Annotated in this window: 20 protein-coding genes; 9 read left to right on the top strand and 11 right to left on the bottom strand. The window is 67.2% G+C overall.

The features are described 5' to 3' along the window. Nucleotides 1-72: 72 nt before the first annotated feature. From gspD to JOY29_RS04490, 4 genes are all read right to left on the bottom strand, one after another. The gene (gene gspD, locus JOY29_RS04505) at nt 73-2,187 is read right to left on the bottom strand and encodes a type II secretion system secretin GspD (protein WP_300974996.1); all 2,115 of its coding nucleotides are present in this window, start codon (nt 2,185-2,187) and stop codon (nt 73-75) included. Further along, nucleotides 2,184-2,987, bottom strand: a complete 804-nt coding sequence (locus JOY29_RS04500) for a type II secretion system protein N (RefSeq protein ID WP_300974995.1) — start codon at nt 2,985-2,987, stop codon at nt 2,184-2,186. Before JOY29_RS04500 ends, gspD begins: the two co-directional genes overlap by 4 nt. A 107-nt stretch (nt 2,988-3,094) precedes the next feature. Beyond that, entirely contained in the window at nt 3,095-5,836 is a 2,742-nt protein-coding gene (locus JOY29_RS04495) for a TonB-dependent receptor (RefSeq protein WP_300974994.1), read from the bottom strand. Between the two features lie 112 nt (nt 5,837-5,948). After that, nucleotides 5,949-7,520: a hypothetical protein gene (locus JOY29_RS04490; protein ID WP_300974993.1), complete on the bottom strand. Its 1,572-nt coding sequence runs from the start codon at nt 7,518-7,520 to the stop codon at nt 5,949-5,951. 203 nt (nt 7,521-7,723) lie between these two features. On the opposite strand from JOY29_RS04490, the gene JOY29_RS04485 reads away from it, so the two are divergent. Then, on the top strand, nt 7,724-8,905 hold the full coding sequence (locus JOY29_RS04485; RefSeq protein WP_300974992.1) for a M23 family metallopeptidase: 1,182 nt from the start codon (nt 7,724-7,726) through the stop codon (nt 8,903-8,905). Here the strand turns inward: JOY29_RS04485 and JOY29_RS04480 are convergent. Then, the gene (locus JOY29_RS04480) at nt 8,902-9,261 is read right to left on the bottom strand and encodes a tetratricopeptide repeat protein (RefSeq protein WP_300974991.1); all 360 of its coding nucleotides are present in this window, start codon (nt 9,259-9,261) and stop codon (nt 8,902-8,904) included. The genes JOY29_RS04485 and JOY29_RS04480 overlap by 4 nt on opposite strands. A 150-nt stretch (nt 9,262-9,411) precedes the next feature. Next, the gene (locus JOY29_RS04475; RefSeq protein ID WP_300974990.1) at nt 9,412-9,843 is read right to left on the bottom strand and encodes a winged helix-turn-helix domain-containing protein; all 432 of its coding nucleotides are present in this window, start codon (nt 9,841-9,843) and stop codon (nt 9,412-9,414) included. 207 nt (nt 9,844-10,050) lie between these two features. Here JOY29_RS04475 and JOY29_RS04470 point away from each other — a divergent pair, with 207 nt between their 5' ends. Further along, nucleotides 10,051-10,422 (top strand): VOC family protein, encoded by a 372-nt coding sequence (locus JOY29_RS04470; RefSeq protein WP_300974989.1) that lies wholly within the window; start codon nt 10,051-10,053, stop codon nt 10,420-10,422. Nucleotides 10,423-10,437: 15 nt separating this feature from the next. Here the strand turns inward: JOY29_RS04470 and JOY29_RS04465 are convergent, their stop codons facing one another. Next, nucleotides 10,438-11,178, bottom strand: coding sequence for a cyclic nucleotide-binding domain-containing protein (locus JOY29_RS04465; RefSeq protein WP_300974988.1), 741 nt, complete (start codon nt 11,176-11,178; stop codon nt 10,438-10,440). 137 nt (nt 11,179-11,315) lie between these two features. Between JOY29_RS04465 and JOY29_RS04460 the strand changes: the two genes are divergently transcribed. From JOY29_RS04460 to JOY29_RS04450, 3 genes are read left to right on the top strand one after another with little or no spacing between them, the layout of a single operon-like run. After that, nucleotides 11,316-11,693 (top strand): hypothetical protein, encoded by a 378-nt coding sequence (locus JOY29_RS04460; RefSeq protein WP_300974987.1) that lies wholly within the window; start codon nt 11,316-11,318, stop codon nt 11,691-11,693. Nucleotides 11,694-11,737: 44 nt separating this feature from the next. Then, nucleotides 11,738-13,075 carry an oxygen-independent coproporphyrinogen III oxidase gene (hemN, locus tag JOY29_RS04455; RefSeq protein WP_300974986.1) on the top strand — a complete coding sequence of 446 codons (1,338 nt, stop codon included), beginning with the start codon at nt 11,738-11,740 and terminating at the stop codon, nt 13,073-13,075. Between the two features lie 57 nt (nt 13,076-13,132). Continuing rightward, nucleotides 13,133-13,495 carry a hypothetical protein gene (locus JOY29_RS04450; RefSeq protein WP_300974985.1) on the top strand — a complete coding sequence of 121 codons (363 nt, stop codon included), beginning with the start codon at nt 13,133-13,135 and terminating at the stop codon, nt 13,493-13,495. Here JOY29_RS04450 and fixJ read toward each other — a convergent pair. Both fixJ and JOY29_RS04440 read right to left on the bottom strand, forming a co-directional pair. Next, the gene (gene fixJ, locus JOY29_RS04445; RefSeq protein ID WP_300974984.1) at nt 13,478-14,119 is read right to left on the bottom strand and encodes a response regulator FixJ; all 642 of its coding nucleotides are present in this window, start codon (nt 14,117-14,119) and stop codon (nt 13,478-13,480) included. The two genes, JOY29_RS04450 and fixJ, sit on opposite strands and share 18 nt — an antisense overlap. Beyond that, nucleotides 14,112-15,251 carry a PAS domain S-box protein gene (locus JOY29_RS04440; RefSeq protein WP_367280031.1) on the bottom strand — a complete coding sequence of 380 codons (1,140 nt, stop codon included), beginning with the start codon at nt 15,249-15,251 and terminating at the stop codon, nt 14,112-14,114. Before JOY29_RS04440 ends, fixJ begins: the two co-directional genes overlap by 8 nt. A 440-nt stretch (nt 15,252-15,691) precedes the next feature. Between JOY29_RS04440 and recA the strand changes: the two genes are divergently transcribed. The 4 genes from recA to JOY29_RS04420 all read left to right on the top strand — a co-directional run bounded on the left by recA (nt 15,692) and on the right by JOY29_RS04420 (nt 19,987). Continuing rightward, complete coding sequence (gene recA / locus JOY29_RS04435; protein ID WP_300974983.1) at nt 15,692-16,765, top strand: recombinase RecA; 1,074 nt, start codon at nt 15,692-15,694, stop codon at nt 16,763-16,765. Nucleotides 16,766-16,822: 57 nt separating this feature from the next. Then, a complete protein-coding gene (locus JOY29_RS04430; RefSeq protein ID WP_300974982.1) occupies nt 16,823-17,356 on the top strand; it encodes an endonuclease domain-containing protein in 534 nt (177 codons plus the stop codon). A 1,008-nt stretch (nt 17,357-18,364) separates the two neighbouring features. Further along, nucleotides 18,365-19,144, top strand: coding sequence for an SIMPL domain-containing protein (locus tag JOY29_RS04425; protein WP_300974981.1), 780 nt, complete (start codon nt 18,365-18,367; stop codon nt 19,142-19,144). Between the two features lie 36 nt (nt 19,145-19,180). Beyond that, nucleotides 19,181-19,987: an energy transducer TonB gene (locus JOY29_RS04420; protein WP_300974980.1), complete on the top strand. Its 807-nt coding sequence runs from the start codon at nt 19,181-19,183 to the stop codon at nt 19,985-19,987. Nucleotides 19,988-20,011: 24 nt separating this feature from the next. On the opposite strand, the gene JOY29_RS04415 is transcribed toward JOY29_RS04420, so the two are convergent. Beyond that, a complete protein-coding gene (locus tag JOY29_RS04415) occupies nt 20,012-21,508 on the bottom strand; it encodes a CpaF family protein (RefSeq protein ID WP_300974979.1) in 1,497 nt (498 codons plus the stop codon). A 79-nt stretch (nt 21,509-21,587) separates the two neighbouring features. Continuing rightward, nucleotides 21,588-23,150, bottom strand: a complete 1,563-nt coding sequence (locus JOY29_RS04410) for a glycosyltransferase family 39 protein (RefSeq protein WP_300974977.1) — start codon at nt 23,148-23,150, stop codon at nt 21,588-21,590. Nucleotide 23,151 lies beyond the last annotated feature (1 nt).

The raw sequence follows: 23,151 nt of genomic DNA, 5'->3' as shown, positions 1-23,151 counted from the left end.
GCAGGGGATCGTCGCCCGCGATGCTCGCGGGCTCCTCGATCACCAGCTGCTCGTGCGGCTCGGCCATGGGCTTCAGTTCCGGACCGGGGTTGCCGGCACGGGCGCCGGCGCAGCGGCCGGGCCGAAGCGCGCATCGCCCGGGCGGACGTCGGGCGCGACTGGCGGGACGGTGCCGAGATAGTCCCGCACCAGGGCATCGATCGAAGGCTCCTCGCCGGGACGGACGCGAAGCTGGTCGGCGCGGATCGTGCCATAGCGCTGGGCGGTCACCCGGCGCGCATCGGCGGCGCTGCGGACGATGGTCGGGCGGATGAAGACCATCAGATTGGTCTTGGCCCTCGACCGGCTGCGCGACTTGAACAGTTCGCCGATGACCGGGACGCTGCTCAGCAGCGGGATCTTCTCGATCGTCCGCCGCTCATTCTCGTCGAGCAGGCCACCGATCGCCAGGATCTCGCCATCGTCGACGGTCAGCACCGTCTTGAACTCGCGCTTGTTGATGATGAGATCCGAGGAACGCGGCGCGACGGGACCGGCAACGCTCGACACCTCCTGCCGGATGAAGAGTTTGATCGAGCCCGAACTGTTCACCTGCGGCTTCACGTCGAGCTGGATGCCGACATTCTGCCGCTGGACGGTGCGGAACGCATTGTCGAAATTGTTGCTCAGCCGCTCGCCGGTAGTGACCGGCACTTCCTGGCCGACCAGCAGTTTCGCTTCCTGATTGTCGAGCGTCATGATCGAAGGCGTGGACAGCAGGTTGCTTTCCGTGTCCGACTTCACCGCGTTGATGATCGCACCGAAGATGGCGTTGCGGCCGATGTTGGCGATGCCGCCGGCAAAGCCGCCGGTCGCCTGAAGCACGGACTGGACCGCAGCTTCGGTAATGCCCTCGCCGAGCGGACGGTCGATGGTGGTGGTGACCGTGCCGTCGGTGCTGGTGGTGGTCGTCCGGCCAAGCTCGTAATTGGCGATGGCGCCGCCGACCGTCAGGATGTTGGGGACGGCGTTCGAGTAGCTGGTCGCGACGAACGGCGCGTCCTTGCCCCCGAACAGGAACTGCACGCCGAGGCGCTTGGCGGCATTGTCGCCGATCTCGACGATGATGGCTTCGACCAGCACCTGCTCGCGGCGGGTGTCGAGCTGGCGGATGACTTCGCCCAGCTGTCGCTGCACGTCGGCGCTGGCGGCGACGACGATGGCGTTGGTGCCGGGATAGCGCGCGACCACGGCCGGTCCACGCCGCGCGATGCCATTGTTCTCGCCGCCGCTGCTCTGGACCGGAGCGGGCGCGGGCTGGGCGTGACCGGCGCCGGTGCCTTCGCCTTCCTGGCTGCGGATGAAGCTCGGCGCGCCGGAGGCCTGCGTCACCGGCTGGCCGAGCAATTGCTGGAGCACGGGAAGCAGTTGCTCGGCATCGGCGTGATCGAGCCAGTAGACGCGGATGTCGGCGTTGGCGGCCGAGCGGGCATCGAGGTCGCGGGCGATGGCCGCCAGACGCGACACCGCGCCGGGATCGCCGCTGAAGGTCAGCGCATTGCTGCTGTCGACCGCCGCTACCGAGACATTGCCGGACTGGCCCGCAATGCTGGCAAGCGAGGTCGCGATCTCACGTGCGCCGGCGTTGCGGAGATAGACGATCTGGCTGGTGTTGCTCTGCCGGTCGATGCTTCCGAGCAGCTGCCGGATGCGGACGATATTGTCGGCGAAGTCGACGACGATCAGGCTGTTGGCATTCTTGTTGGCGGTGACCGTCCCCTGCGCGCTAACGAGCGGGCGGAGGGTCTCGACCGCATTCGCCGCCTCGATGTTGCGAAGCCGGAAGATCTCGGTGACCACCTGGTTGCGCGAGGCATTGGCGCTGCCGATGCGGGTGGGCTGGGTCGCCGCGCCCTCGACTGGCTGGATCCGGTAGCCGCCGCGGATCGGGATGGCGACGAGCCCGTTGGCGCGCAGCGTCGACAGGAAGACCTCGAAATATTCGCTGCGGCTCAACGACTGGCGTGTTGTGACGCTGACCTTCTGGTTGACCCGACCGTCGACCACGAGGGTGAGGCCGGTCGCCCTCGCGACGTCGGAGGCGAGCGCGCGCACGTCCACGTCGCGCATGTTCATGCTGTACTGGGCCGGGGCCGGCATCGCTGTGGCGAGCAGGGCAGTGGCCAGGAGAAGCTGGAAGCGGTTCATCGATTTCCTTCGAGGAGCAGAGCGACCGGCACCGTCGCGGCGCCGCGCTCCACCGTCAGGGACAGGCGTGCGCCGGGCGACAGCTGCGCAAGGAGGGCGGATTGGCTGGTGACCGGACGGCCATTCGCGGCCGTGATCACGTCACCATCGCGCAGGCCGACCCGCTGAAGCAAACTCGGATCGCCAAGTGCGCTGACGAGGAGGCCGGTGACCCGGCCACCGACCATGCGCGGGGCGAGGGCGACATTGTCGCGGATGGCGGCTGCGGTGAGGGGCAGAGGCGCAGCGCCCGCCGAAGCGGAGGCCGAAGCCGGCGCGGCGGCGCCGACCGGCTCGTCCGACTCCATTGCCAGCCTTTGCTCGCTGCCATTGCCGCCGAGCAGGACGAAGTCGAAGCCGACCGACAGCAGGCGCAGCCCGGGCGCGACCTCGTCCCCCACCGTATAGCTGGTCTGGATTCCGTCGCTCCCGGCGATGATCGCAGAGGCGGGCGCGGCTCCCATCGACATGCGGGTGCCGACAAGGACGAGACCGGTCACCGGTGCTGCCGGTGCGGACGCGGCCTGCGCCTGGGCGGCGGTGAAGGGGTCGAAGGTCGAGAGCAGTGCAAGCTGTGCCGCCTCCGGGATGGTCGCAGGCGCGGCCGGCAGCCAGCGGCCAACCGGGCCGAGCGGCGTGACGATGGTCCAGAACAGCCGCGCGCCCTGGATGGCGACCAGGGCGAGCAGGACCGCCTTCAGCCAGAAGTAGACGTCGCGCGGCAGCAACTGCCGGGCGGTCACCCTCCGCTTGAGAATCATCGTCCGCCGCAAGGCCAGTCCCTCTCCCTGCCCAGCGCTTCGACTGCCGGGGTGACGAAAGGGATACGCCAAAATGACGGTTTTGTGACTAGCCTCTTGCGCGGCCTCTAGAATTTTACCGAGGCGCCGAGCGAGAAGGAGCGGCCGAGGCGGTAGCGATTGACGAACAGCCGGGTGCCGCGGACCTCCTGCGTCTCCTCATAATCCTGGTTGGTGAGGTTGCGCGCCTCGAACTTCACCTCCAGCTCCTTGCCCATGATCCTCAACCCCTGGCGGGCGACGAGGTCCATGGTGAAGCCGGGCCGCTCGAAGATGTCGTCCTGACGCACACCGCCGCTTGCCGGGCCGCGGCTGGTGACGCGCTTGGAGGCATAGTTGAAGAGCAGGGTGAGCTGCTGCAGCTGGCCGGTATTCTCGATTCCGATCTGCGCATTGGCAATGTGGCGCGACTGGCCGGTCAGCGGGTCTCCGTCGAAGAAGACTTCCCGTGCCGGACGATCGCCGCGAAGATCGTTGAGGATCGTCGTGTCGCCATCCTCCACCTGGATCTCGGAGTCCGAGAAGGTGTAGTTGCCGATCAGCACCAGCCGATGCCGGTCGAGCCCGACGCCACTCAGCGGGAAATTCTTCTGCGCCTCGAGCTCGACGCCGTAGAGCTGGGCGCGCGGTGCGTTGCCGAAGGTAGTGATCAGCGCAGCGCCGCCGGTGAACAGGGCGATGGCCTCGATCGGCTTGTTGATGCGCTTGTAGAAGGCGGCGACGCTGACCCGCTGCTGCGGCGCGAAATACCATTCGTAGCGCGCTTCGGCATTGGTCAGGGTCGAGTCGGTGAGGAAGGGATTGCCGAAGAACTGGCGATCCGATTCCGTGTCGAAATAGACCTGCGGCGCTAACTCGCGGAACTGCGGTCGGGCGAGGGTCTTCGATCCGTGCAGGCGCAGCTGCATGTCCGGCCGGATGTTCCAGGTCAGGGTCGCGGCCGGCAGCCAGTAATTCTCCTCGATCGCCGGCACCTGCGCGATATTGCCCTGGTTGAACAGGTCGACCAGAGTCACCGACTGCTTGCCGTTCTCGAAGCGCACGCCGCCCTGGAAACGCAGGTTCGGCAGGATGTCGCCCGTCACCTGGCCATAGCCGGCGGAGACCCGCAGATCGCCCTCATAACGGGCGGTGCCGCCAAGCGCCGAGGTCTCCACCAGCAGGATGTTGTAGGTGTAGACGTTGAAGTCGCTGAGCAGAGAGTCCGGCCGCTGCTCGGTGACGCCCTGCGGCAGCGAACTGGCTGGACGGAAGGCGAAGTCGCGGCGGGTCGATCCGCGCTTGGTATCGAGATAGGCCGCGCCCGCGCTCAGCGTGATGTTGCGGTCGCCGGGCACGCGGTAGCTGAGGTCGCCGCCAAGGTTCCAGACATCCTCGTCGAGCTCGGAGAAGGTGATGCCGGCGCTCTGCGGATTGGTGGTGAGATTGTTCACATAGTCCGCGACGCTGGTGTCGTAGACGTAGTTGAAGCTGCGCTCGTACGGCGCGTTGCGCTGCGAGTTGGCATAGCCGGCGCGAAGGTCGAGGTCGATGTCGCCGAAGTCGAACTCGCCGACCGCCTGCGAATTGAACAATTGCCGTTCGAACCAGGCGGTGCGCTGATTGATCTGCTGGGCCGGGCCGTTGGGGATCGGATCACCGATCTGCACGTCATAGCCTGCCGCCAGCCGCCCGATCTTGAGCGTGTCGCGGATCAGCAGGTTGGTGAAGCGGATGTTGTGCGCGCCGATCTTCGCCGACAGGCCGACAAGCCCGTTGGCGACCACGCGATTGTCGGTCCGGACCGCGTGGAATTCGGTTCCGATGAGGTCGCCGCCCTGGGTTTGCTGGAGCGCGTCGCGGGTGCGCCAGCTGTTGCTGAAGCCGGCGCTGGCAATGACCCCGACTTCGGCGCCGGCGAGGTTGAACGACGTGCCGCCGGAGACATCCACTCCATAATTGGCCGGGATATCGAAGTTGCGCTGGAGCACCGACGTGCGGCTGTTGGTGAGGTCGGCGGTGATCGCCTGGATCTGCGCGCGATTGAAGTTGGCGCCCTCGCCGATCACCTTGTTGGACCGGAAGGCGTCGCCGAACACGCCGTCGATGGAGCGGTCGCCATTGTCGTAGCCGAGCCAGTCGGTGCGGCTGCCATAATAGGTGTAGCCGAGCTTGGCCGTCGTTTCCGTATCGCCGCCGATGCTGCCGCCGATCGACAGGAAAGTCTCGCGCGGGACTGACGAGGTGGTGAGATTGATGACGCCGCCGCCGAACTCACCCGGATAGTTGACCGAATAGCTCTTCTGGACGACCGCGCTGGCCACCACGCTGGTCGGGAAGATGTCGAGCGGGACGACCCGGCGGAGCGGCTCGGGGCTGGGGAGGGCGAGCCCGTTGAGAAGCGCAAGGCTGTAGCGGTCGCCGAGGCCGCGGACGTAGACGAAGCCGTTGCCGACCACGCTGAGGCCGGGAACGCGCTGGAGAGCACCGGCGATGTCGCCTTCACCGGTGCGGGCAATGTCTTCGCTGGACAGGACCGAGACCACCTCCGGCGCGGCGCGCAGGATGTTGCGCCGGCCGCGGACCACGATCTCGCTCGTGGTGTCGGCACCGGGCGCGGACACTTCGATCTGGCTTTCGGGCTCGGCTGCCTGCTCGCCCGTCTGGGCATCGGTGCCCGGAGCGTCCACCGCCGTCGTGTCGCCGGCGGCTGGGCCGGTCGGCGGAGTCTGGATGGGCGGATTGGCGCCGCTGGTCTGCGCCAGCGCCGCAGCCGGGCACAGGATGGTGGTCAGCAACAGCAGCTTGGCCAGGCGCGAGGCGTCAGACATCGGTAATTCCCCAGTGTTGAAAGAGCGGCACTTGCCGCAACGGGAGGGTCGCACCGGGCGCCCCTCCCGCAGCATTCGAGCGGAGATGAAGGTCCGCTCCTTTCATGTCGGATCAGGCCGGAACCGTGTTGCAGCTCGCGTTCGAACCGAAGCTCGCGTAGCCGCTGTCGCAGGTCCAGCTGCGGTACCAGGTGTCGTTGGCATCCCGCACCGCGCCGACGTAGCTGGTCTGGGTGAAGTTGCCGGCGACATAGGGCGCGCTGACGAAGAAGCTGTTGAGCAGCGTCGCATTGTAGGCCGTCGCCGCCGTCTCGGCGGTGCCGTTGACGAACAGGCTGGTCAGCGTCGACGTGAAGGCGGTGTTGTTGTTGGTGTTGCCCGCGGCGTTGAGCGCCGTGTCCTCGAACGTGTCCGAGTCGGCATCGGCGAAGGGCGTGCAGGCGAACAACACCGAGCGGATGATCGGCGCGCCGGCCTCGTCGGGGCCGGTCGCCTGGACGGTCGTCGCCTGGTCGACGTCGAGGCACGCCGACGGGCTGACGACCACGCCGTTGACGAGCGCATAGTCGGTGCCGCCGCGCAGGTGGATGGCGCGGGTGCCGGTGCGGGTCTGGATGAAGGTGAAGTTCGCCAGGCGGGTGAACTGGCGCGGCGTGAAGTCGTCGGCGCCGGTCACTTCGGGGTTCGAGTCGGCCTCGATCATCGTGTCGCCGTTGACGCCCAGCGACTGCGGCCGCTGGATGCCGATCAGGAACTGGATGAAGCCCTTGTAGCCGAAGTCGGTGTCGATCGTGTCGTCGTCCGCGCCGGTGATCACGATGTTGCGCATGTTGTGCGAGCCGCCGAAGATCTCGACGCCATCGTCACCGCTGTTGTGGATATGGACGTTCTCGATCCGGGTGCCCGCACCGACGCCGCCGGTGGTCAGCCCCTGGAGTTCGGCGTTGGCCGAGGCGGAGAAGCCGGTGAAGCGGATCTGCACGAAGCGCAGCTGGCCGCTGTTGTCGTTGGGCAGGTTGCCGCCATAGAGCGCCGGAGAACCGGTGCCTTCGGCCTGCTGCTGGCACTGGGCCGAGCCGCCCGGGACCGCCGACAGGCAGTTGGAGATGGGCGCACGGCCGAGCAGCTGGATGCCGCCCCACTGGTTGGAGCTGGTGTCGGTCGACCGGCCCTCGAGATTGTCGAGGCTGGTGAAGATGATCGGCGCGGTGGCGCTGCCGACCGCGTTGATCTGCGAGCCACGGTTGACGACGAGGAAGCTCGCCTGGCTCTGGCCGACGACGACCACGCCCGGATCGATCGACAGGGTGGCCGACTGGCCACCCGCCGCCGCGCCGTCGCCGCCGACATCGGTGCCGACATCGACTCGGCCGTCGATCGAGTAGAAGAGGCCGGCGGTCTTCGGCAGCGACAGGGCGCTGCTGACCCGCGCGGGGAGGCCGCAGTTGCGACGATTGACGACTGGGTTCACGCCGCGGTCGATGGTGCCGGTCGGGCAGGCCGCCGCGGGACCGGTCGGGGTCGGGGTCGGGGTCGGGGTGCCGCCGCCACCGCCGCCGCCACCGCCGACAAGGGTGCCCTCGCCGGGCGACGCGACATCGTCGGCGCCGCCGCCACAGGCCGAAAGGACGCTCGCTGCAACACCAACCAGCAGCAGCCGGCGACAAACCTGCACCATGTTCATGGAATAAGACCCCTTACGTGACCCGTTGTGCGAATGGTCGGGAGAGGTCTCGCACCGCCCCCGGTTCGAGCGGCACGGCTAATCGTGGCAGGCGACGATATGGTGTAGGCAATGTGACAGATTCATGCCGGTCCCTGTCACAGAAGTGTCGCCTTTCCCCCCTAGCCGCGAGGCCTTGCCTCCTTGCCCGAGCCGATGATCCCATGCGCCGCCTGTCCCTTCTGACCTGGTCGCTTGCGCTGCTTTCGCTGGGCGCGGGGACGATCGGCTACTCGACATCGGTCGAGGTCGCGGAGGCGGAGCCTGGCGAATCCGCGCCCGCGGGCACAGGCGAGGTCATGGCGCAGCCGGTCGCGGCGCCGGCCGATGCGCAGGTCCTGTTCCGCGCGGACTCGGGTCTCGCGGCGCTGCTGCTGGAGGCGAAGGTCGCCGGGCTCGACGCGGTCCTGGCCGAAACCGCCGCCGAGTCGCTGCCGCCGCTGGCCGGACGGCCGGTGCAACTCTGGCTCGGTGCGCCGATGGCCGGCGGTGCACGGCCGATCAAACGACTTGAATATCGCCGCGAGGGCGGACGCAAGATCAGCATCGAGCGGAGCGGCGACGCTTTTGTCGCGAGGGTCACTGTAGAGACCGTCGACGAGACTCCGGTCCGGGTGCGCCTGGCCGGTGGGCCTGCGCTGGCGGGCGACATGGTGGCGATGGGCCTTCCGGGACCACTCCGGCGGCAGGTCGAGGAAGCGGTCAGCGGCTCGGCGGTCGCAAGCCTCGATCTCGTCGTCGCGCACGAGCAGGAGGGGCAGGACCGGCGGTTCGGCCCGATGCTCTATCTTGGCCTGCATCGGCCCGATGGGACGGTGCAGCGCTGGCTGGGAGAGGGCGGCGAGCTGAGGAAAGTGGACCTGGTCGCGCCCGAGGCCGGCATGCTCCGGCCAATCCCGGGGCCGATCACCTCCACCCCCGGGCTAAGGGTCCATCCGATCCTTCGCTATCTGCGTTGGCACCGCGGGACTGATTTCGGGGCACCGGCCGGGACGCCGGTCCAGGCAGCGCTTGGCGGGCAGGTCGCCGAGGCGGGCTGGCGCGGCGGCTACGGACGGGTGGTGCGGCTGCGCCACCGTGACGGAAGTGCGACGCTCTACGCCCATCTCGACAGCATCGCGGTCACGCAAGGGCAGGAGATCGCCAAGGGAGCCCTGCTCGGCGCGGTCGGTGCCAGCGGCCTCGCCACCGGACCGCATCTGCACTTCGAATGGGTTCGCGGGGGCGAGACGCTCCACCCCCGCTTCGCGGCGCCGGGCATGCAAGTGGGGGCGCTGTCGCAATCGCAGCGTGCGGCGCTCCGGTCGGTGCTTGCGGTGCCCTATCGGCCCGCGTCGCGGACTTAGCGGGCGGTCAGGCTCTGCTGGGTGAGACGGCGCGCGGCAAGGCGCGAGGCCTCACGAGTGCCGATCACGGAGCCGGAAGCCAGCACCACTTCGCTGTCGGGCGCGAGAGCAACGCGGCGGAAGACTTCGCGCGCCTCGTTGACCCGGCCCTGGCGGGCGAGCAGCTGGCCATAGTTGAGGAGCCAGGCGCCATCGTTGCGATGGTCGGCTGCGGACGACCGCAGCTGTTCTTCGGCAAGCGCCAGGTCACCGCGCACGAGCGCGGTATAGGCGAGCGTGCCCTGCGCATAATCGAGTTCGGCGGATGCGCCCGGCTGGGCGATGGCGGCGAGACCCGCAAGGAGGAGAGCGTGCATGCAACTGCCCTTCTGTTACAGCCGTGACCAAAATATGTAACGGTGCTGAAAGCGAAATGTAACAGAAACGTCATATAGGGCAAGCGGCAATATACCCGCGCCCTTGCAGCGCAGGCAGGCCGGGTGGGCAGTGCGGTTTGCTGGCCGGCCTTAACGGCCGAGCTGGTCCTGGCGGAAGGAGGTCCGGCGCGATTCATCGGCCGGGAAGCGCGCACTTCCGGCTTCGAACGCCGGTTCGCCGATTGGCGTGCGAAGCATGTATCCCTGGCCGCGCACCGAAGTGAGATTCGCCTCGAAGCCGAGGATTCGGAGCACCCGCCGGACGCGTGACATGGCGGCGGTCAGCGCATGCTCGTTGGCGCTTCCCGTCAGCAGTAGCGGCATCAGGGAGTCGCGGCTCACCACCGCGTCGGCGGCCTGGAACAGGGCGGCGAGGATGCGCGCTTCGGAGTAGGTGAGCGGCACCGACTGGTCACCAAACCGGAGTCGGAAGGCCGCCAGCTCGAGCCGGAGCACGCCGCAGTGGATGGGCGCGACCTCGTCCGGCCTTGGTTCAAGCGGGGCATCTTGCGTTGGCAGCACTTGAGACCTTGCCTGGCCGGTGGACGAAGCGGTCCCTTCCCAAGACAATCTTCCAAGGCGTTGACGTTCCTGTGGCACGGCGGTGACAATGAACAGCGCCTGTCGCCGTGGACCGTCCTGCGCGCGGTCCGGCACCCGCGCCGCCGTCGGTGGCATTCGCCAATCCGCTGCCCTAGCATCGCCGCCGTCCAACAGGGGAGACGACGCATGCCGGTGCTGGGAATGGGCGGCTATTTCTTCCGGGCGCGAGACCCGGCGGCGGTGAAGGCCTGGTATCGCGAACAGCTCGGCGTCGGCGGCGGCTGCGGCACGGACGCGGACGGCCAGGCCAACGAGTGGCTGTGGCATCCGGCTGGCGGGCCCATGGTGTTCGAGCCGTTCAAGGCGGACTCGGACTATTTCCCCGCCGACCGGACGGCGATGATCAACTTGCGGGTGAGCGACCTCGACGGCCTGCTCGACCGACTGCGCGCGAACGGCATTGAGATCACGCGGGAAGAGGCAATGGACGGGGTCGGCCGCTTTGCGCGGATCCACGATCCCGAGGGCAATCCGGTCGAGCTGTGGGAGCCGGCCTGAGTCGCAACACAGGCGCTATTGCACGACATAACCTTCGGCGAGTTCGGCGAGGTTGCGGCGGTCGATCAGCTCAATGTCGTTGAGCGTGATCAACCGGATCAGCCGCCGCGACTTGAGTTCGGCGAACACCCGGCTGACCGTCTCCTTGGTCAGCCCGAGATAGTCGGCGATCTCGATCCGGCTCATTGGCAGGCTGACGCTGCGGGGCAGGCCCGAGCAGCCCTTCTGCTGGCGCTTGCCGAGATCGAGCAGGAAGCTCGCCACCCGCTCCAGCGCCGACTTGCGTCCAAGCAGGAGCATCTGCGCCTGGGCTGCGGCAAGCTCGTGGGCGGCGAGGCGGTAGATCTCCCGCTCGAGTTCGGGGTGTTCGTCGGCGAAATCGTGGAAGCGGCTGCGCGAGAAGCGGCACATGCGGGTGCGCTTCAGCGCCTCGGCGGTGAAGGCATGCTCGCCGCCAAGGGAGATGCCGACGAAGTCCCCCGGCAGGATGAAGGCCATCACCTGCCGCCGCCCGTCGGGCAGCAACTTGGTTAGCTTCAGCGCGCCCTCGGTGACGTTGTAGACCTGGGTCGCGGGGTCGCCTTCGTGGAACAGCGGCTGGCCCGCCTCGAGCCGCTGCGTCGCGCCGCTATTCCTGAGCTCGGCGAGATGGTCGCAGCAGAGCACTCCGCAGACCGCCGTGTCGCGGACGCTGCAGCCATCGCAGGGGTGGCCCTGCGGAAGCGCCGTCAGCTCGCGGGCGGGAAGGGTGGCCATGTCCTCTTGTGTTCCTCGGCAGCGGCGGTCGGCGGACCGGCCAGGCAGGCTTGGCTAATATGATCTGGCTCAATTCCGACATACGCAGTCTCCCCTATGCGAGGCTGGTCCGTTCCTGTCGTTCCCGGAAGCAGCCCATGGCCCTCATCCACGTTTCCGAACTGCCCCCGCAGCGGGTCGACGAGGCCTCTGGACTGGTCCGCCTCGGCTCGGGCCACAGCGAGCTGGAGTGGCGGCGCTGCCTGCGGCAGGGAGAACAGACGCCCCGCGGGTTGATCTCGGCGATCGCAGTCAACGGGGTGATGCTCGGTGTCGCCGCCTACGTGATCGAAGGGCGGGCATTGCGGGTGCCATTGTTCGTTGCCTTCGAACTCGGCGGGAAGGGGGCAACGCGCGCCGCATTGCGTGACTGGCTCGACCGGTTGGGCGAGCGGCATGGCTGCGACGTCGTGCTGTACGGAAGCGAGAGCCGCGGACTTTCGGGCCCGGAGGATCTGCCGCCGGCCAGGGAATGATCCACCTCAACTTCGGGTTGCTTCGCCGCTGCTAGCCCGCGCCGATGACAGCCAGGCTGAATCCCGAACTCATCGCCCGCTACGGTGAACGTAACGTTCCCCGCTACACCAGCTATCCGACCGCGCCCCACTTCGCGGCGGCGGACGATGACGCTTGCTATCGCGATTGGCTGGCCGCGCTGCCGGCGGGAGAGGCGGTGTCGCTCTATGTCCACGTGCCCTTCTGCCGCGCGATGTGCTGGTATTGCGGCTGCCATACCAGCGTGACCCGGCGGGAGGCCCCGGTAAGCCGCTACGTTGCGGCGCTCTCCCGGGAGATCGACCTCGTCTCCGGCCTGGTCGGACGGGGGCGAAAGGCAGCCCATCTGCACTTCGGCGGCGGCACCCCGACCTTGATTCGGCCGGAGGAGTTCACCGGCCTGATGGACCGTTTGCGCGAGCGGTTCCTGTTTGGCTCCGACACGGAAGCGGCGATCGAGATCGATCCGCGCACGCTCGAACCCGAGATGGCCGAAGCGCTCGGTCGCGGCGGCATCACCCGCGCCAGCATCGGCGTGCAGAGCTTCGATCCGCAAGTGCAGGCCGCCATCAACCGGCTGCAGAGCTTTGCCGTGACGCGCGAGGCGGTCGAGCGGTTGCGGGGGGCGGGCATCGCGGCGATCAATTTCGACCTGCTCTATGGCCTGCCGTTCCAGACGGTCGCCAATTGCCTGGAGACGGTCGAGCAGGCGCTGGTCCTCCGCCCCGACCGCCTCTCGCTGTTCGGCTATGCGCATGTGCCCTCGTTCAAGGCCCACCAGCGCAAGATCGCGGCGGACGTGCTGCCGGCTTCGGCCGAGCGGCTGGCGCAATTCGAGGCGATGGCGGCGCGGCTGGCGGCGGCGGGCTACGAGCAGATCGGCCTCGACCATTTCGCCCTGCCGGAGGACTCGATGGCGCGCGCGGCTGCCGAGGGACGGCTCCACCGCAACTTCCAGGGCTATACGACCGATGCCTGCCCGACCCTGCTCGGCTTTGGCGCCTCCTCGATCGGCCGCCTTCCGCAGGGCTTCGTGCAGAATGCCGCGACCATTCCCGACTATGAGCGGCGGATCGCTTCCGGCCGGCTGGCGACCGTCCGGCAATGCGCACTGTCGCTCGAGGACCGTCGCCGCGCCGCGCTCATCGAGCGGCTGATGTGCGACTATCGCGTCGACCTGTCCGGCGCGGACGATCTCGCCGATGAAGCCAGGCTCGCTCCGCTTGCGGCCGACGGGCTGATTCGCCGGGCTGGGCCGGTCATCGAGATCGTGGCCGAAGCGCGCCCGCTGGTTCGAAGCGTCGCCGCAGCCTTCGACGCCTATCTCGACGCGGGAACGGCACGCCACGCCCGCGCAGTCTGACGTGCGTCCGTAGATGTCCCTATTTCGAGCAGCCGCCGAACCGGTCAGATGGACGCCATGAACTGGAAGTCCATCCGTCTCGAACTTGGGCGAACGCACGACTTTCCAACAGGCTCGGCGAGCCGCGCCTACGTCATGCGTCTACCGCTCGCCGACGACGGCACGATCGACGAGCAGGCCGTGGTGGAGCAGCCCGAGCAGGCGACCGTCCGCCGCATGTGGCCGAGCCAGCCCGACGTGAGCGGGCATCTCATCCGCGCCGGCCAGGGCTGGGCCTTCCTCGCCGGACGCAACGGCCACCAGCGGAAGGTCTGGTCGGAATTCGATGCTCTTCCGATCAACGAGGGCGGTCTGCTGACCCTGCGCGAGAACGGGCAGGCATTGCCCTTCCGGGTGGCGAAGCTAAGCGACCTCGCCTGACCCGCCGTCGTCCTCGCCGAGCCCGGCGGCGAAGGCGATCCTCAGCGCCTCGCTGAGCGAACGGACCTCCAGCTTGTCCATCAGGTTGGCGCGGTGGATCTCTACCGTTCGCGGACTGATCCCGAGGTCATAGGCGATGGTCTTGTTCGGAAGGCCGTTGACCAGCCCGGCGAGCACGTCGCGTTCGCGCGGCGTGAGGATGTTGAGCCGGTCGCGCGCTTCCTCCGCTTGGCTGGCGTTGCGCGCCTTCTGCTGCAGCCGCTCCCGCCCATGCTCCAGCGCCGCGACGAGGCTCGCCTTCTCGAACGGCTTTTCGAGGAACTCGATGGCGCCTGCCTTCATCGCCTGGACCGCGATGGGCACGTCGCCGTGGCCGGTCATGATGATCACCGGCAGCATGCATCCCGCTTCGCGGAGCGCGCGCTGGACCTCGAGGCCGTCCATCTCCGGCATGCGGATGTCGAGCAGGATGCAGCCGGGCTCCAGGCCGCGGACCTCCTTCAGCAGGGCGACGCCGCTGTCGTAGCTCTGCACGCGAAAGCCGGCGGTCTTGAGCATGAATGCGGCCGAGCGGCGGACCGCTTCGTCATCGTCGACCAGATGGACCAGCAACGCTTCACTCATCGACCGCCCCCGCGTCCGGCACGGTGAAGTGGAACATGGTCCCGCCCGCCCTGCCTGGTTCGAACCAGATCCTGCCGCCATGCGCCTCGATGATCGTGCGGCAGATCGACAGGCCGATGCCCATGCCATGCTCCTTGCTGCTGACAAAGGGCTGGAACAGCTGCGGGGCCATGTCCTTGGCGATGCCCTTGCCGGTGTCGGCGACGGTGATCCGGACCATCTCTTCACCCTCCCGGGCGGTGGAGATGGCAAGCTGCTTCACCCGCGTATCGATCATCGCGTCGATGGCGTTGCGGATGAGGTTGAGCAGCACCTGCTGGATCTGGATGCGGTCGACCAGCACTCTGGTGGCGGTCGGGTCGACGTCGATGTCCACCTCGATGCCATATTCCCGCGAGCCGACGAGGCCGAGCGCATTGGCCTCGGCGATCAGCCGGGGCAGATGTTCGACCTTCCGATCGGTCTGGCCATAGGTGATGAAGTCGCGCAGCCGGCGGACGATCTGGCCCGCCCGGATCGACTGCTGGGCGGCTTCGTCGAGCGCTTCGCGGACAAGGGCCAGGGTCGCCGCGTCCGGCGCTCCGCCCGTGACCATGTCCCGTGCGGCCTCGCAGTAATTGGCAATGGCGGCGAGGGGCTGGTTGAGCTCGTGCGCCAGCGCCGAGGCAAGGGTGCCGACCTCGCTGACCCGGCCGACGTGGGCCAGTTCCGCCTGCAGGTCCTGAAGCCGCATCTCGGCATGCTGGCGTTCGGTCAGGTCGCGGATGAAGCCGGTGAAGATGCGCTGGCCGCCAGAGTCCGCTTCGCCGATCGAGAGTTCGATCGGGAAAGTGTAGCCGTCGCGGTGGCGGGCGGTGGTGACACGGCCGATGCCGATGATCTTGCGCTCGCCCGTTTCCAAATAGGTGCCGATGTAGCGGTCATGGCGTTCGCGGTCGGGCGAGGGCATCAGGATGCTGACATTCTCGCCGAGGATCTCGCCTTCGGAAAAGCCGAACATCTTCTCGGCCGCCGCGCTGAACGAGACGATGCGCCCCTTGTCGTCGATGACCACCATCGCATCCGGCACGGTGGCGAGGATCGACCGCAGGTGGGTCGCGCCGCTCGCCTCGGTCGAAGAGAGATGTTTCATCAAGCGCCTTCAGCGGGTTGGCAGAAAAACGAGCGGCAGGGTTCGCCGCCCCTAGTCGGGCAATTCGCAGGGAAGCGCAACGAGGAGGGCCTTGCCACTCCCGGCCGCGATCTCCGCCGCGGCAGCGAGCGTCCGCAATGGGTCGCAAGCGGACCTGAGGAGGCAGGGGTCGGGAAGCCGGTTCGGCCCTGCGCATGGCCGCCCCGGCCCAGGACTCAGGCCTCCTTGACCAGCCGATCCAGCGGCATCCGAAAGCTCCTCTACTTGCCGCTTTGCGGTTGCGCCGGTCGCTCGTTCGGCTAGAGTGGCGCGGCTCGGCTCACTCTTGTCGTGCGTCTCCTTTCCTACTGTTCGTTCACCTCTTGTTCTTGTGGAACGAACAGTGTACATCATGTCCGCAACGGAGGCATCGGCCTTATCGTGGACGAGGGAATGAGCGCATGGCAACGCAGCTGAAGGTCGTCGGTATGGGCGGGGATAGCATGACGGTTGACAGGCAGAAGGCGCTCGACGCCGCTTTGGCGCAGATCGATCGCGCCTTCGGCAAGGGCTCGGCGATGAAGCTGGGCGAAAAGCCGAAGATGGAGGTGGAGGTGATCTCCACCGGCAGCCTCGGGCTGGATATCGCGCTCGGCGTTGGCGGCCTTCCGCGCGGCCGCGTGATCGAGGTCTACGGGCCGGAGAGTTCGGGCAAGACCACGCTTGCGCTGCACGTCATCGCCGAAGCGCAGAAGACCGGCGGGACCGCGGCCTTCGTTGATGCCGAACATGCGCTCGATCCGGCCTATGCCAAGAAGCTGGGCGTCAACATCGACGAGCTGATCGTGTCGCAGCCCGACACGGGCGAGCAGGCGCTGGAGATCGTCGATACGCTGGTGCGCTCGAACGCGATCGATGTGCTGGTGGTGGACTCGGTCGCAGCATTGGTGCCCCGCGCCGAGATCGAGGGCGAGATGGGCGACAGCCATGTCGGCCTCCAGGCCCGCCTGATGAGCCAGAGCCTGCGCAAGCTGACCGGTTCGATCAGCCGCTCGCGCTGCATGGTCATCTTCATCAACCAGCTGCGCATGAAGATCGGCGTCATGTACGGCAATCCGGAGACGACGACCGGCGGCAATGCGCTGAAGTTCTACGCCTCCGTCCGGCTCGACATCCGCCGCACCGGGCAGATCAAGGATCGCGACGACATCGTCGGCAACACCACCCGCGTGAAGGTGGTCAAGAACAAGGTCGCGCCGCCGTTCAAGCAGGTGGAGTTCGACATCATGTACGGCGAGGGCGTGAGCAAGATCGGCGAGATCCTCGACCTCGGCGTCAAGGCCGGGGTGGTCGAAAAGTCGGGCGCCTGGTTCAGCTACGACAGCATCCGGATCGGCCAGGGCCGTGAGAATTCCAAGACCTACCTCAAGGAAAATCCGGACATCACAGCGCGCATCGAAGCCGCCATCCGCCGCGGCAAGGACGAGATCGGCGACGCGCTGATGGTCGGCCCGGACGCCGAGGACGACGTCTGAGCTTCAGGTTGAAGAGGTGAGAGGAGGGCGTCCGGACGCGGTTCGGGCGCCCTCTTCATGTGCACACCAGGTGCGACGAAGAATGTCCGCTTTCGACCCGTTGCGGACATTGGCTCTAGACGCCAGGGTGCGGCTGTGCCGATCCGGAACCTCCCCGTTGCGAAGCAATGGGGAGGGGGACCGCTCCGCGCAGCGGAGTGGTGGAGGGGCCAGCACCATGCGCGCAACTGCCAACGCCATGTCCGCCGCTCGGCGTTATCGCCGCCATCTCAGCCTGCCCGAACAACTTCTCTGGCGCCTGCTCCGCCAAGCCCGCCGCGACCTTCGCTTCCGCCGCCAGCATCGATCGGTCCCTATGTCGCCGACTTCTACTGCGCGGCGGCCAAGATGGTGATCGAGATCGACGGCGCCTCTCACAATCACTCGCAAGCGGCAGGCGAACGCCGAACCGCCTACCTCCACTCCGTCGGGCTGCAGGTCCTCCGCATCCCGGCCGCCGACGTCCTCGCCAACCCGGAAGCGGTCGCCGACGCCCTGATGCGACGGTGCGAGCGCCGCGCTGGCCCCTCCACCACCCAGCCTGAAGGCTGAGCGGTCCCCCTCCCCATTGCTGCGCAACGGGGAGGTTCTGCGAATGTCCGCTTCCCACCCTTTCCGGACATCCAGGCCGAACGTCTGAGTTCGACCCATTGCGGACATTGCGTTTCCCGCCGACACTGGAGTGATGATTAAGTTCAATAGTCTAGTTGCGGCCACTCTGATTGTCGCACTTGGAGGCTGCGCGAGTTCCGCAGTCCTGCCGGCTGCAAGAGGATGGCGGACCGCCATTCTCGTCGAAAATCCTCCTCTACCGACCGTAAGCGTGTGGCTGCCTCCAGGCTTCACGGTAACGAGTGGGCACGGGATTGACAGTGCAGTTGCCCAGATCATCGGGCCGGGACTTATCATCAACGCGGACTGCGGCAGAAATGGACCCCAGTTCTGCGGGAATATCGATGGCTGTCGCCAATCCTCAGCTGTCGTTGATGGACGACCGGCAGCATGGGTCCGCTATCCGAAGAATGGGGTTATCGGCAGCCACACCTATTCGCACCGGCTCGATTTCGGAGTGAAGTTGTGGCCCTCACAAGACCCTAGGCTCGGGCCAACTTCGGGCCTCCTGTTGACAGCAGCTTGCGCGACCACCTCCGACTGCAACTTAGCGCAAGAGATCTCTCGCAGCGTAAAGTTCGACCGGCCACCCCGCTAAAAGCCAACGTCTGCCTTCCACCCAAAGCAGACATAAGCTCGCCAGCTTGCAAAATAGGATTTCGCCTGCTCAACTAACCGGACCGGTTCGCCGGCTCGGCTCTTTCTCTCGTTGATGCACCCGTTCACTTGGACCGGCGCTAACGGTCACGGCGTGTGACCTTCGCTGCCGGTTCGCTATGGAGAAGACAGGAGTCTTCCGCCGCACCCCGCCACCGGTGACCTTCGTGACCTTGTTCAGAATGACTAACGCGTTCGGATGAGGGTCGTGGCTCCCTACAGAGCGCGCAGCGTCCGGAACATGGGCCGGCCTCCTACCGTTTCAGGACCGTAACCGCATGAGGGAAAGCCATGACGCGTCCGTTCCTGCCCGCCGTCGCCTGCCTGTTGCTTGCCGCTCCCGCGATGGCGCAGGTGGCGCCGCAGGCCAGTATCGCCGAGATGGCGACCACGCCGCTCGTCAAGCTGCAGATCAGCGAGACGCTTCGCACGCCGCCTGACGAGGCGAGCATCACCGTCGGGACGCAGGTGCGGGCGCCGACCGCCACGCAGGCGTCCGCCGAGAGCAAGGCGAAGACCGAACGGCTGCTCGCCACTATCCGCCGCGCCGGCATCCGCGAGCGCGACACCCAGACCCAGGGCATCCAGCTCCAGCCGGAATATCAGTGGATCGCCGAACCCGCCGGTGGCCGCGGCCGACAGGTGTTCCAGGGTTACGTCGCGACCAACAGCATCCAGATCAAGACGCGCGACATCGACCGGCTGACCGGCCTGCTCGACACGCTGACCACCGCGGGCGCGGACAGCGTCTATGGGCCCAATTTTAGCATCGCCGATCCGCTGCCACTGCGTGCGGAGGCCCGGCGCCGGGCATTGGTCAGGGCCCAGTCCGAGGCGCTCGAATATGCTCGTGCGCAGGGCTTCACGCGCGTGACCCTGCTGTCGGTGGAAGAGGGCACCAGTCACCGCGGCACCGAAGTGATCGTGAGCGGAAACCGTCTCCTCAGCGCCGATGGCGCCCCACCACCGCCGCCGCCTGCACCGGAGCGGGGCGGGGGCGACGGCATCGTCGCGCCGGGCCTGCTGGAGACTGGCGTCAGCCTCAATCTGATCTACAGGATGGAGCGGTAGGAGCGCGGAGGCGCGAGCGCGTTGGGGGACTGGTGCATGCGTATTTGCTGGCTCGGCCTGTCGGCCATGCTCGCCGTCACGACCACCGAGGCCGCTCCCAGGCAGCCGCTTCGGCTGGACCCTTCGGGCAAGTGGGAAGTGGAGTTCGCCGACTGGCAATGCGTCCTTCGCCGTGCCTACACCGGCTCGGACGGACGGGCCTATGCTTTCCAGCTGCCGGTCGAACCGCTCAGCAACCTTGCTTACCTCCGCCTGCTCAGCGACGAACGCACCCAGCGCCGGCATGACGGGACGGCAAGGGTCCTGGCCGATGCGGCGCCGATGGCGGTTCCGAGCGATTTCAGTTTCTTTCCGGACGGCAAGCAGCGCGTCCGCCAGTTCACGCTCGATCTTGGCAAGCAGCCCTTCGCCAAGGCGGCCAATGAGCTGACCTTCTCGACGGCGCAGCAGGGCGACACGGTGGTGGGCGTTCCCGGCCTGGCGACCGCATGGCGGTCGATGGAGGCCTGCATGGGCGACCTTTACAAGGGCTTCGGAATCGATCTCGCCATGCTCAAGGGCATGGCACGGCGGCCGGAAGGCATGGCGCTCGAGGCTGCCGGCTATCCGCGGTTCGAGGAGGCGTTCGAGTTCGTTACCATCTACTGGGTCGATGCGGCGGGCAGGGTGGACGATTGCCGGCTGCTGAAGCCGAGCGGGACCAAGGACTTCGATGCAAACTTCTGCGAGCGGCTGAAGGCAAAGGCCAGGTTCAGGCCCGCGGTCGACCGTAACGGCCAGCCGATGCGGGCACCGCAATATGAGAATGTCGTCCTGCGCCGTGCGGTCGTGTACAGCAACTGACCGGCGGATGGCGCCAGGCGCCGGTCAGAGGCAAGCCTCCAGATACGGCTGGTCGAAGCCGAACTGCTTGGCCTTGTCGAGCGTGTAGGGGCGCAGGCCCATCGAGCGATATTCGCCGATGATCTTCCCCTCGGCCGTCTCGTCGAGATACTCGAACTTGAACAGCTCCTGGGTGACGATGACCTCGCCCTCCATGCCGATCACTTCGGTAATGTTGGTGGTGCGGCGCGAGCCGTCACGCAGGCGCTTCACCTGGACGATGATGTCGACCGAATCGGCGATCTGGCGGCTGATGGCTTCCTTCGGGATCTTGATGTCGCCCATCATCACCATGTTCTCCATACGCGCGAGGCATTCGCGCGGGGAGTTGGAGTGGAGCGTGGCCATCGACCCGTCGTGACCCGTGTTCATGGCGGCCAGAAGGTCGAAACATTCCTGGCCGCGGATTTCGCCGAGGATGATCCGATCGGGGCGCATACGCAGGGCGTTGATGACGAGGTCGCGAATGGTGATCGCGCCCTGGCCCTCGAGGTTCGGCGGGCGGGTTTCGAGCGGCAGCCAGTGCGGCTGCTGCAGCCGCAGCTCGGCCGCGTCCTCGATGGTGATGACGCGTTCGCCCGGGTCGATCATCTTCGACAGGGCGTTGAGCATGGTCGTCTTGCCCGAGCCGGTGCCGCCCGAGATGATGATGTTCATGCGCGCCGCACCGGCGATCTTGAGCACGGTGGCCATCTTCTCGGACATCGATCCGAACCCACGCATCATGTCGAGCGTGATCGGCTTTTCCGAGAACTTACGGATCGAGATGGCCGTGCCCTTGAGGCTCAGCGGCGGGATGATGACGTTGACGCGGCTGCCGTCCTGAAGGCGGGCGTCGGCCAGCGGCGTGGTCTGGTCGACGCGGCGGCCGACCTTATTGACGATCCGCTGCGCGATCTGGAACAGATGCTCCTCGTCGCGGAACTGGATCTGGGCGAGCTGGAGCTTGCCCTTCTTCTCGATGAAGGTCTGGTCGGGTCCGTTGACCATGATGTCGCTTACCGCCGGGTCGGCGAGCAGCTCCTCGAGCGGCCCGAGGCCGAGCAGCTCGTCGACCAGCACTTTTTCCAGCGCGAACTGCTCGCGCCGGTTGAGGTTGATCTTGAGCTCGGTCAGCACTTCCGAGATGATCGGGCGGAATTCCTCCGCCAGTTCGTCCTTGCTGAGGGTCGCGGCGGCTTCCGGGTCGACCCGCTCGAGCAGGCGCGGAAGCACCTGCTCCTTGATCCGGTGGACGCTGGCCTCGAAGCCCTCGACCTTGGAGGAGCCGGCCTCGCCGCTGCCGTTCATGCGATGGTTGAGCCGGTCCATCGCGCCCAGCGGCGGAGCGGCGGGCTCCGACGAAGCAGGCGCTGGAACGTCGGCCTCCTCGATCGGCGGAAATTGCTCGCCCCCGCCAGAAGCCGGAGACGGTCCGCCCTTCATCGGCCGCGCCACGCCGAAGCTTGGGCGTCCCCCGCCACGCTTGCCGAATGCGCTCATGCCTTGTGCCTGTCCCGTTTCTTCCGCGAAGTCTCGGGTGGTTAGTGACACGCAAACTTTGCCAAAAAGCTAACCGATGTCAGTTCGGTTTAACGTCGGGTCCATCCTGGAGGAATTTAGGCTCTGCCGCTTCATCGGTGAAGGAAGTTACCGCGTCGTGGGTAGCAGCAAGCGCGCGCGCGGCTTCGGGCGAGCCGTACCGGAAGAGACACAGCGCGCGGTACTTGGCGGAAAGCGGATTGCGGTTGCCGAGGCGCTGTTCGGCAACGAGACGCAAGGTGCGAGGCGGCGCGAGGTCGTGGATGCGCGCCGATGCGCAGGGACGGCTGGTGCGGATCAGCAGCAGGGGACGACTGCCGTCGGCGAGGGGTAGTCGCTCGATGTCCGGCACGAGGGCCAGGCGCCGTCGGGTGCTTTCGGTCGTTTCGACGGAGCCCGCCGGGAGCGTCGCGAGCCAGCTTCGCGCGGCGGCTTCACCCGCGGCCATGCGCGGTTCGAACAGGTAGACGAGGGACAAGGCAGCGACGCGGGCGAGCAAGAGCGGCGCCGCGGTCCATCGCGGCATGCGGACCAGCAGCGCGCCAAGGACCAGGGCGCCGGCGGCGAGCGGGACCAGCATCATCCGCGGCTTGGGATCGATGCTGAAGGCGTAGATGAGCATGGCGCCCGCAAAGGCAGCGAGGAGCAGGAGGCGCCATGCCGTGCGGCGTTGACGCTCATCGAGACGCCGCCCGAAGACGACAAGGACGAGGGTCGCGGCAAGCAGGGTCCAGCCACCCTTGGCGTTGAGCAGCACGTCGAGTGGCCCGTCCACCAGCCAGTGGACGCTGATCCCCGTCTCATGCTGCCAGCCGGCGATGAGCTCCCAGCGGAAGAAGGGCAGGGCGCCGCGAGGTGTGGCGACGGCAATTTCGCTCGAGGGCAGGGAGGTGTGGGCGACCGAGAGATGTCGGCGGAACAGCGGATCGCCGGTGGCCTGACCATAGACCAGAAGCTCGATCAGCAAGGGCGCGAGGGCCCCGGCACCGAAGGCAATGGCGGCTGGCCAGAACGGGCGTGCCCGCAGGAGCAGGAACAGCCCGGCGGCAGGAAGCACCGCGATGCTGGTCTCTCGCGCCTGGAAAGCCAGGCCGAACATCAGGCCGGCACAACCGGTGAAAAGGAGCGAGCCGCGGTCCTTCGCCGAAAGGAGCAGCGCGCCGCCGGCGAGCATGAACAGCAGCTCGATCGCATCGATGGTGGGATCGAGCGCCTCGAACAACACGACCGGGGTCGACAGCAGCAGCATGGCCGCGATCCACCCGGCAGGAGCCCCGAACAGGCGGTTACCAATGTGGGCGACGAGGAAGCCGCAGCCAAGGGTCGCTGCGAAGGGCACGAGGGCGAGCGTCGTGCGGCTCTCGCCGAAGATGTCGATCAGTCCGGCGAGGGAGGCGACCAGCGGCCAGCGTCCCCACCAATGATCGCGCGGGAGGCAGGGGCCGTTCTCGACCCAGCAGCGCGCGGCCTGCAGATATTGCCAGTCGTCCGCGCCGCCGCCACGATAGCCGACCGGATTGGCGGCCAGCAGCAGCGCGAAGAGCAGGATCGTCGCCACCGCCCACAGCGCATTGCTGCGGGCGGACACGGCGGTTCGGCCCATG

Source organism: Sphingomonas sp. LHG3406-1, assembly GCF_029637485.1.
GTDB lineage: Bacteria > Pseudomonadota > Alphaproteobacteria > Sphingomonadales > Sphingomonadaceae > Sphingomicrobium.
This window is presented reverse-complemented; position numbering and strand designations above follow the sequence as displayed.

Excerpts from the sequence above, each read along its gene's own strand:
- gspD (WP_300974996.1), bottom strand. The coding sequence starts at position 2,187 with ATGAACCGCTTCCAGCTTCTCCTGGCCACTGCCCTGCTCGCCACAGCG.
- JOY29_RS04500 (WP_300974995.1), bottom strand. The coding sequence starts at position 2,987 with ATGATTCTCAAGCGGAGGGTGACCGCCCGGCAGTTGCTGCCGCGCGAC.
- JOY29_RS04495 (WP_300974994.1), bottom strand. The coding sequence starts at position 5,836 with ATGTCTGACGCCTCGCGCCTGGCCAAGCTGCTGTTGCTGACCACCATC.
- JOY29_RS04490 (WP_300974993.1), bottom strand. The coding sequence starts at position 7,520 with ATGAACATGGTGCAGGTTTGTCGCCGGCTGCTGCTGGTTGGTGTTGCA.
- JOY29_RS04485 (WP_300974992.1), top strand. The coding sequence starts at position 7,724 with ATGCGCCGCCTGTCCCTTCTGACCTGGTCGCTTGCGCTGCTTTCGCTG.
- JOY29_RS04480 (WP_300974991.1), bottom strand. The coding sequence starts at position 9,261 with ATGCACGCTCTCCTCCTTGCGGGTCTCGCCGCCATCGCCCAGCCGGGC.
- JOY29_RS04470 (WP_300974989.1), top strand. The coding sequence starts at position 10,051 with ATGCCGGTGCTGGGAATGGGCGGCTATTTCTTCCGGGCGCGAGACCCG.
- JOY29_RS04465 (WP_300974988.1), bottom strand. The coding sequence starts at position 11,178 with ATGGCCACCCTTCCCGCCCGCGAGCTGACGGCGCTTCCGCAGGGCCAC.
- JOY29_RS04460 (WP_300974987.1), top strand. The coding sequence starts at position 11,316 with ATGGCCCTCATCCACGTTTCCGAACTGCCCCCGCAGCGGGTCGACGAG.
- hemN (WP_300974986.1), top strand. The coding sequence starts at position 11,738 with ATGACAGCCAGGCTGAATCCCGAACTCATCGCCCGCTACGGTGAACGT.
- JOY29_RS04450 (WP_300974985.1), top strand. The coding sequence starts at position 13,133 with ATGAACTGGAAGTCCATCCGTCTCGAACTTGGGCGAACGCACGACTTT.
- fixJ (WP_300974984.1), bottom strand. The coding sequence starts at position 14,119 with ATGAGTGAAGCGTTGCTGGTCCATCTGGTCGACGATGACGAAGCGGTC.
- JOY29_RS04440 (WP_367280031.1), bottom strand. The coding sequence starts at position 15,251 with ATGAAACATCTCTCTTCGACCGAGGCGAGCGGCGCGACCCACCTGCGG.
- recA (WP_300974983.1), top strand. The coding sequence starts at position 15,692 with ATGGCAACGCAGCTGAAGGTCGTCGGTATGGGCGGGGATAGCATGACG.
- JOY29_RS04430 (WP_300974982.1), top strand. The coding sequence starts at position 16,823 with ATGTGCACACCAGGTGCGACGAAGAATGTCCGCTTTCGACCCGTTGCG.
- JOY29_RS04425 (WP_300974981.1), top strand. The coding sequence starts at position 18,365 with ATGACGCGTCCGTTCCTGCCCGCCGTCGCCTGCCTGTTGCTTGCCGCT.
- JOY29_RS04420 (WP_300974980.1), top strand. The coding sequence starts at position 19,181 with ATGCGTATTTGCTGGCTCGGCCTGTCGGCCATGCTCGCCGTCACGACC.
- JOY29_RS04415 (WP_300974979.1), bottom strand. The coding sequence starts at position 21,508 with ATGAGCGCATTCGGCAAGCGTGGCGGGGGACGCCCAAGCTTCGGCGTG.
- JOY29_RS04410 (WP_300974977.1), bottom strand. The coding sequence starts at position 23,150 with ATGGGCCGAACCGCCGTGTCCGCCCGCAGCAATGCGCTGTGGGCGGTG.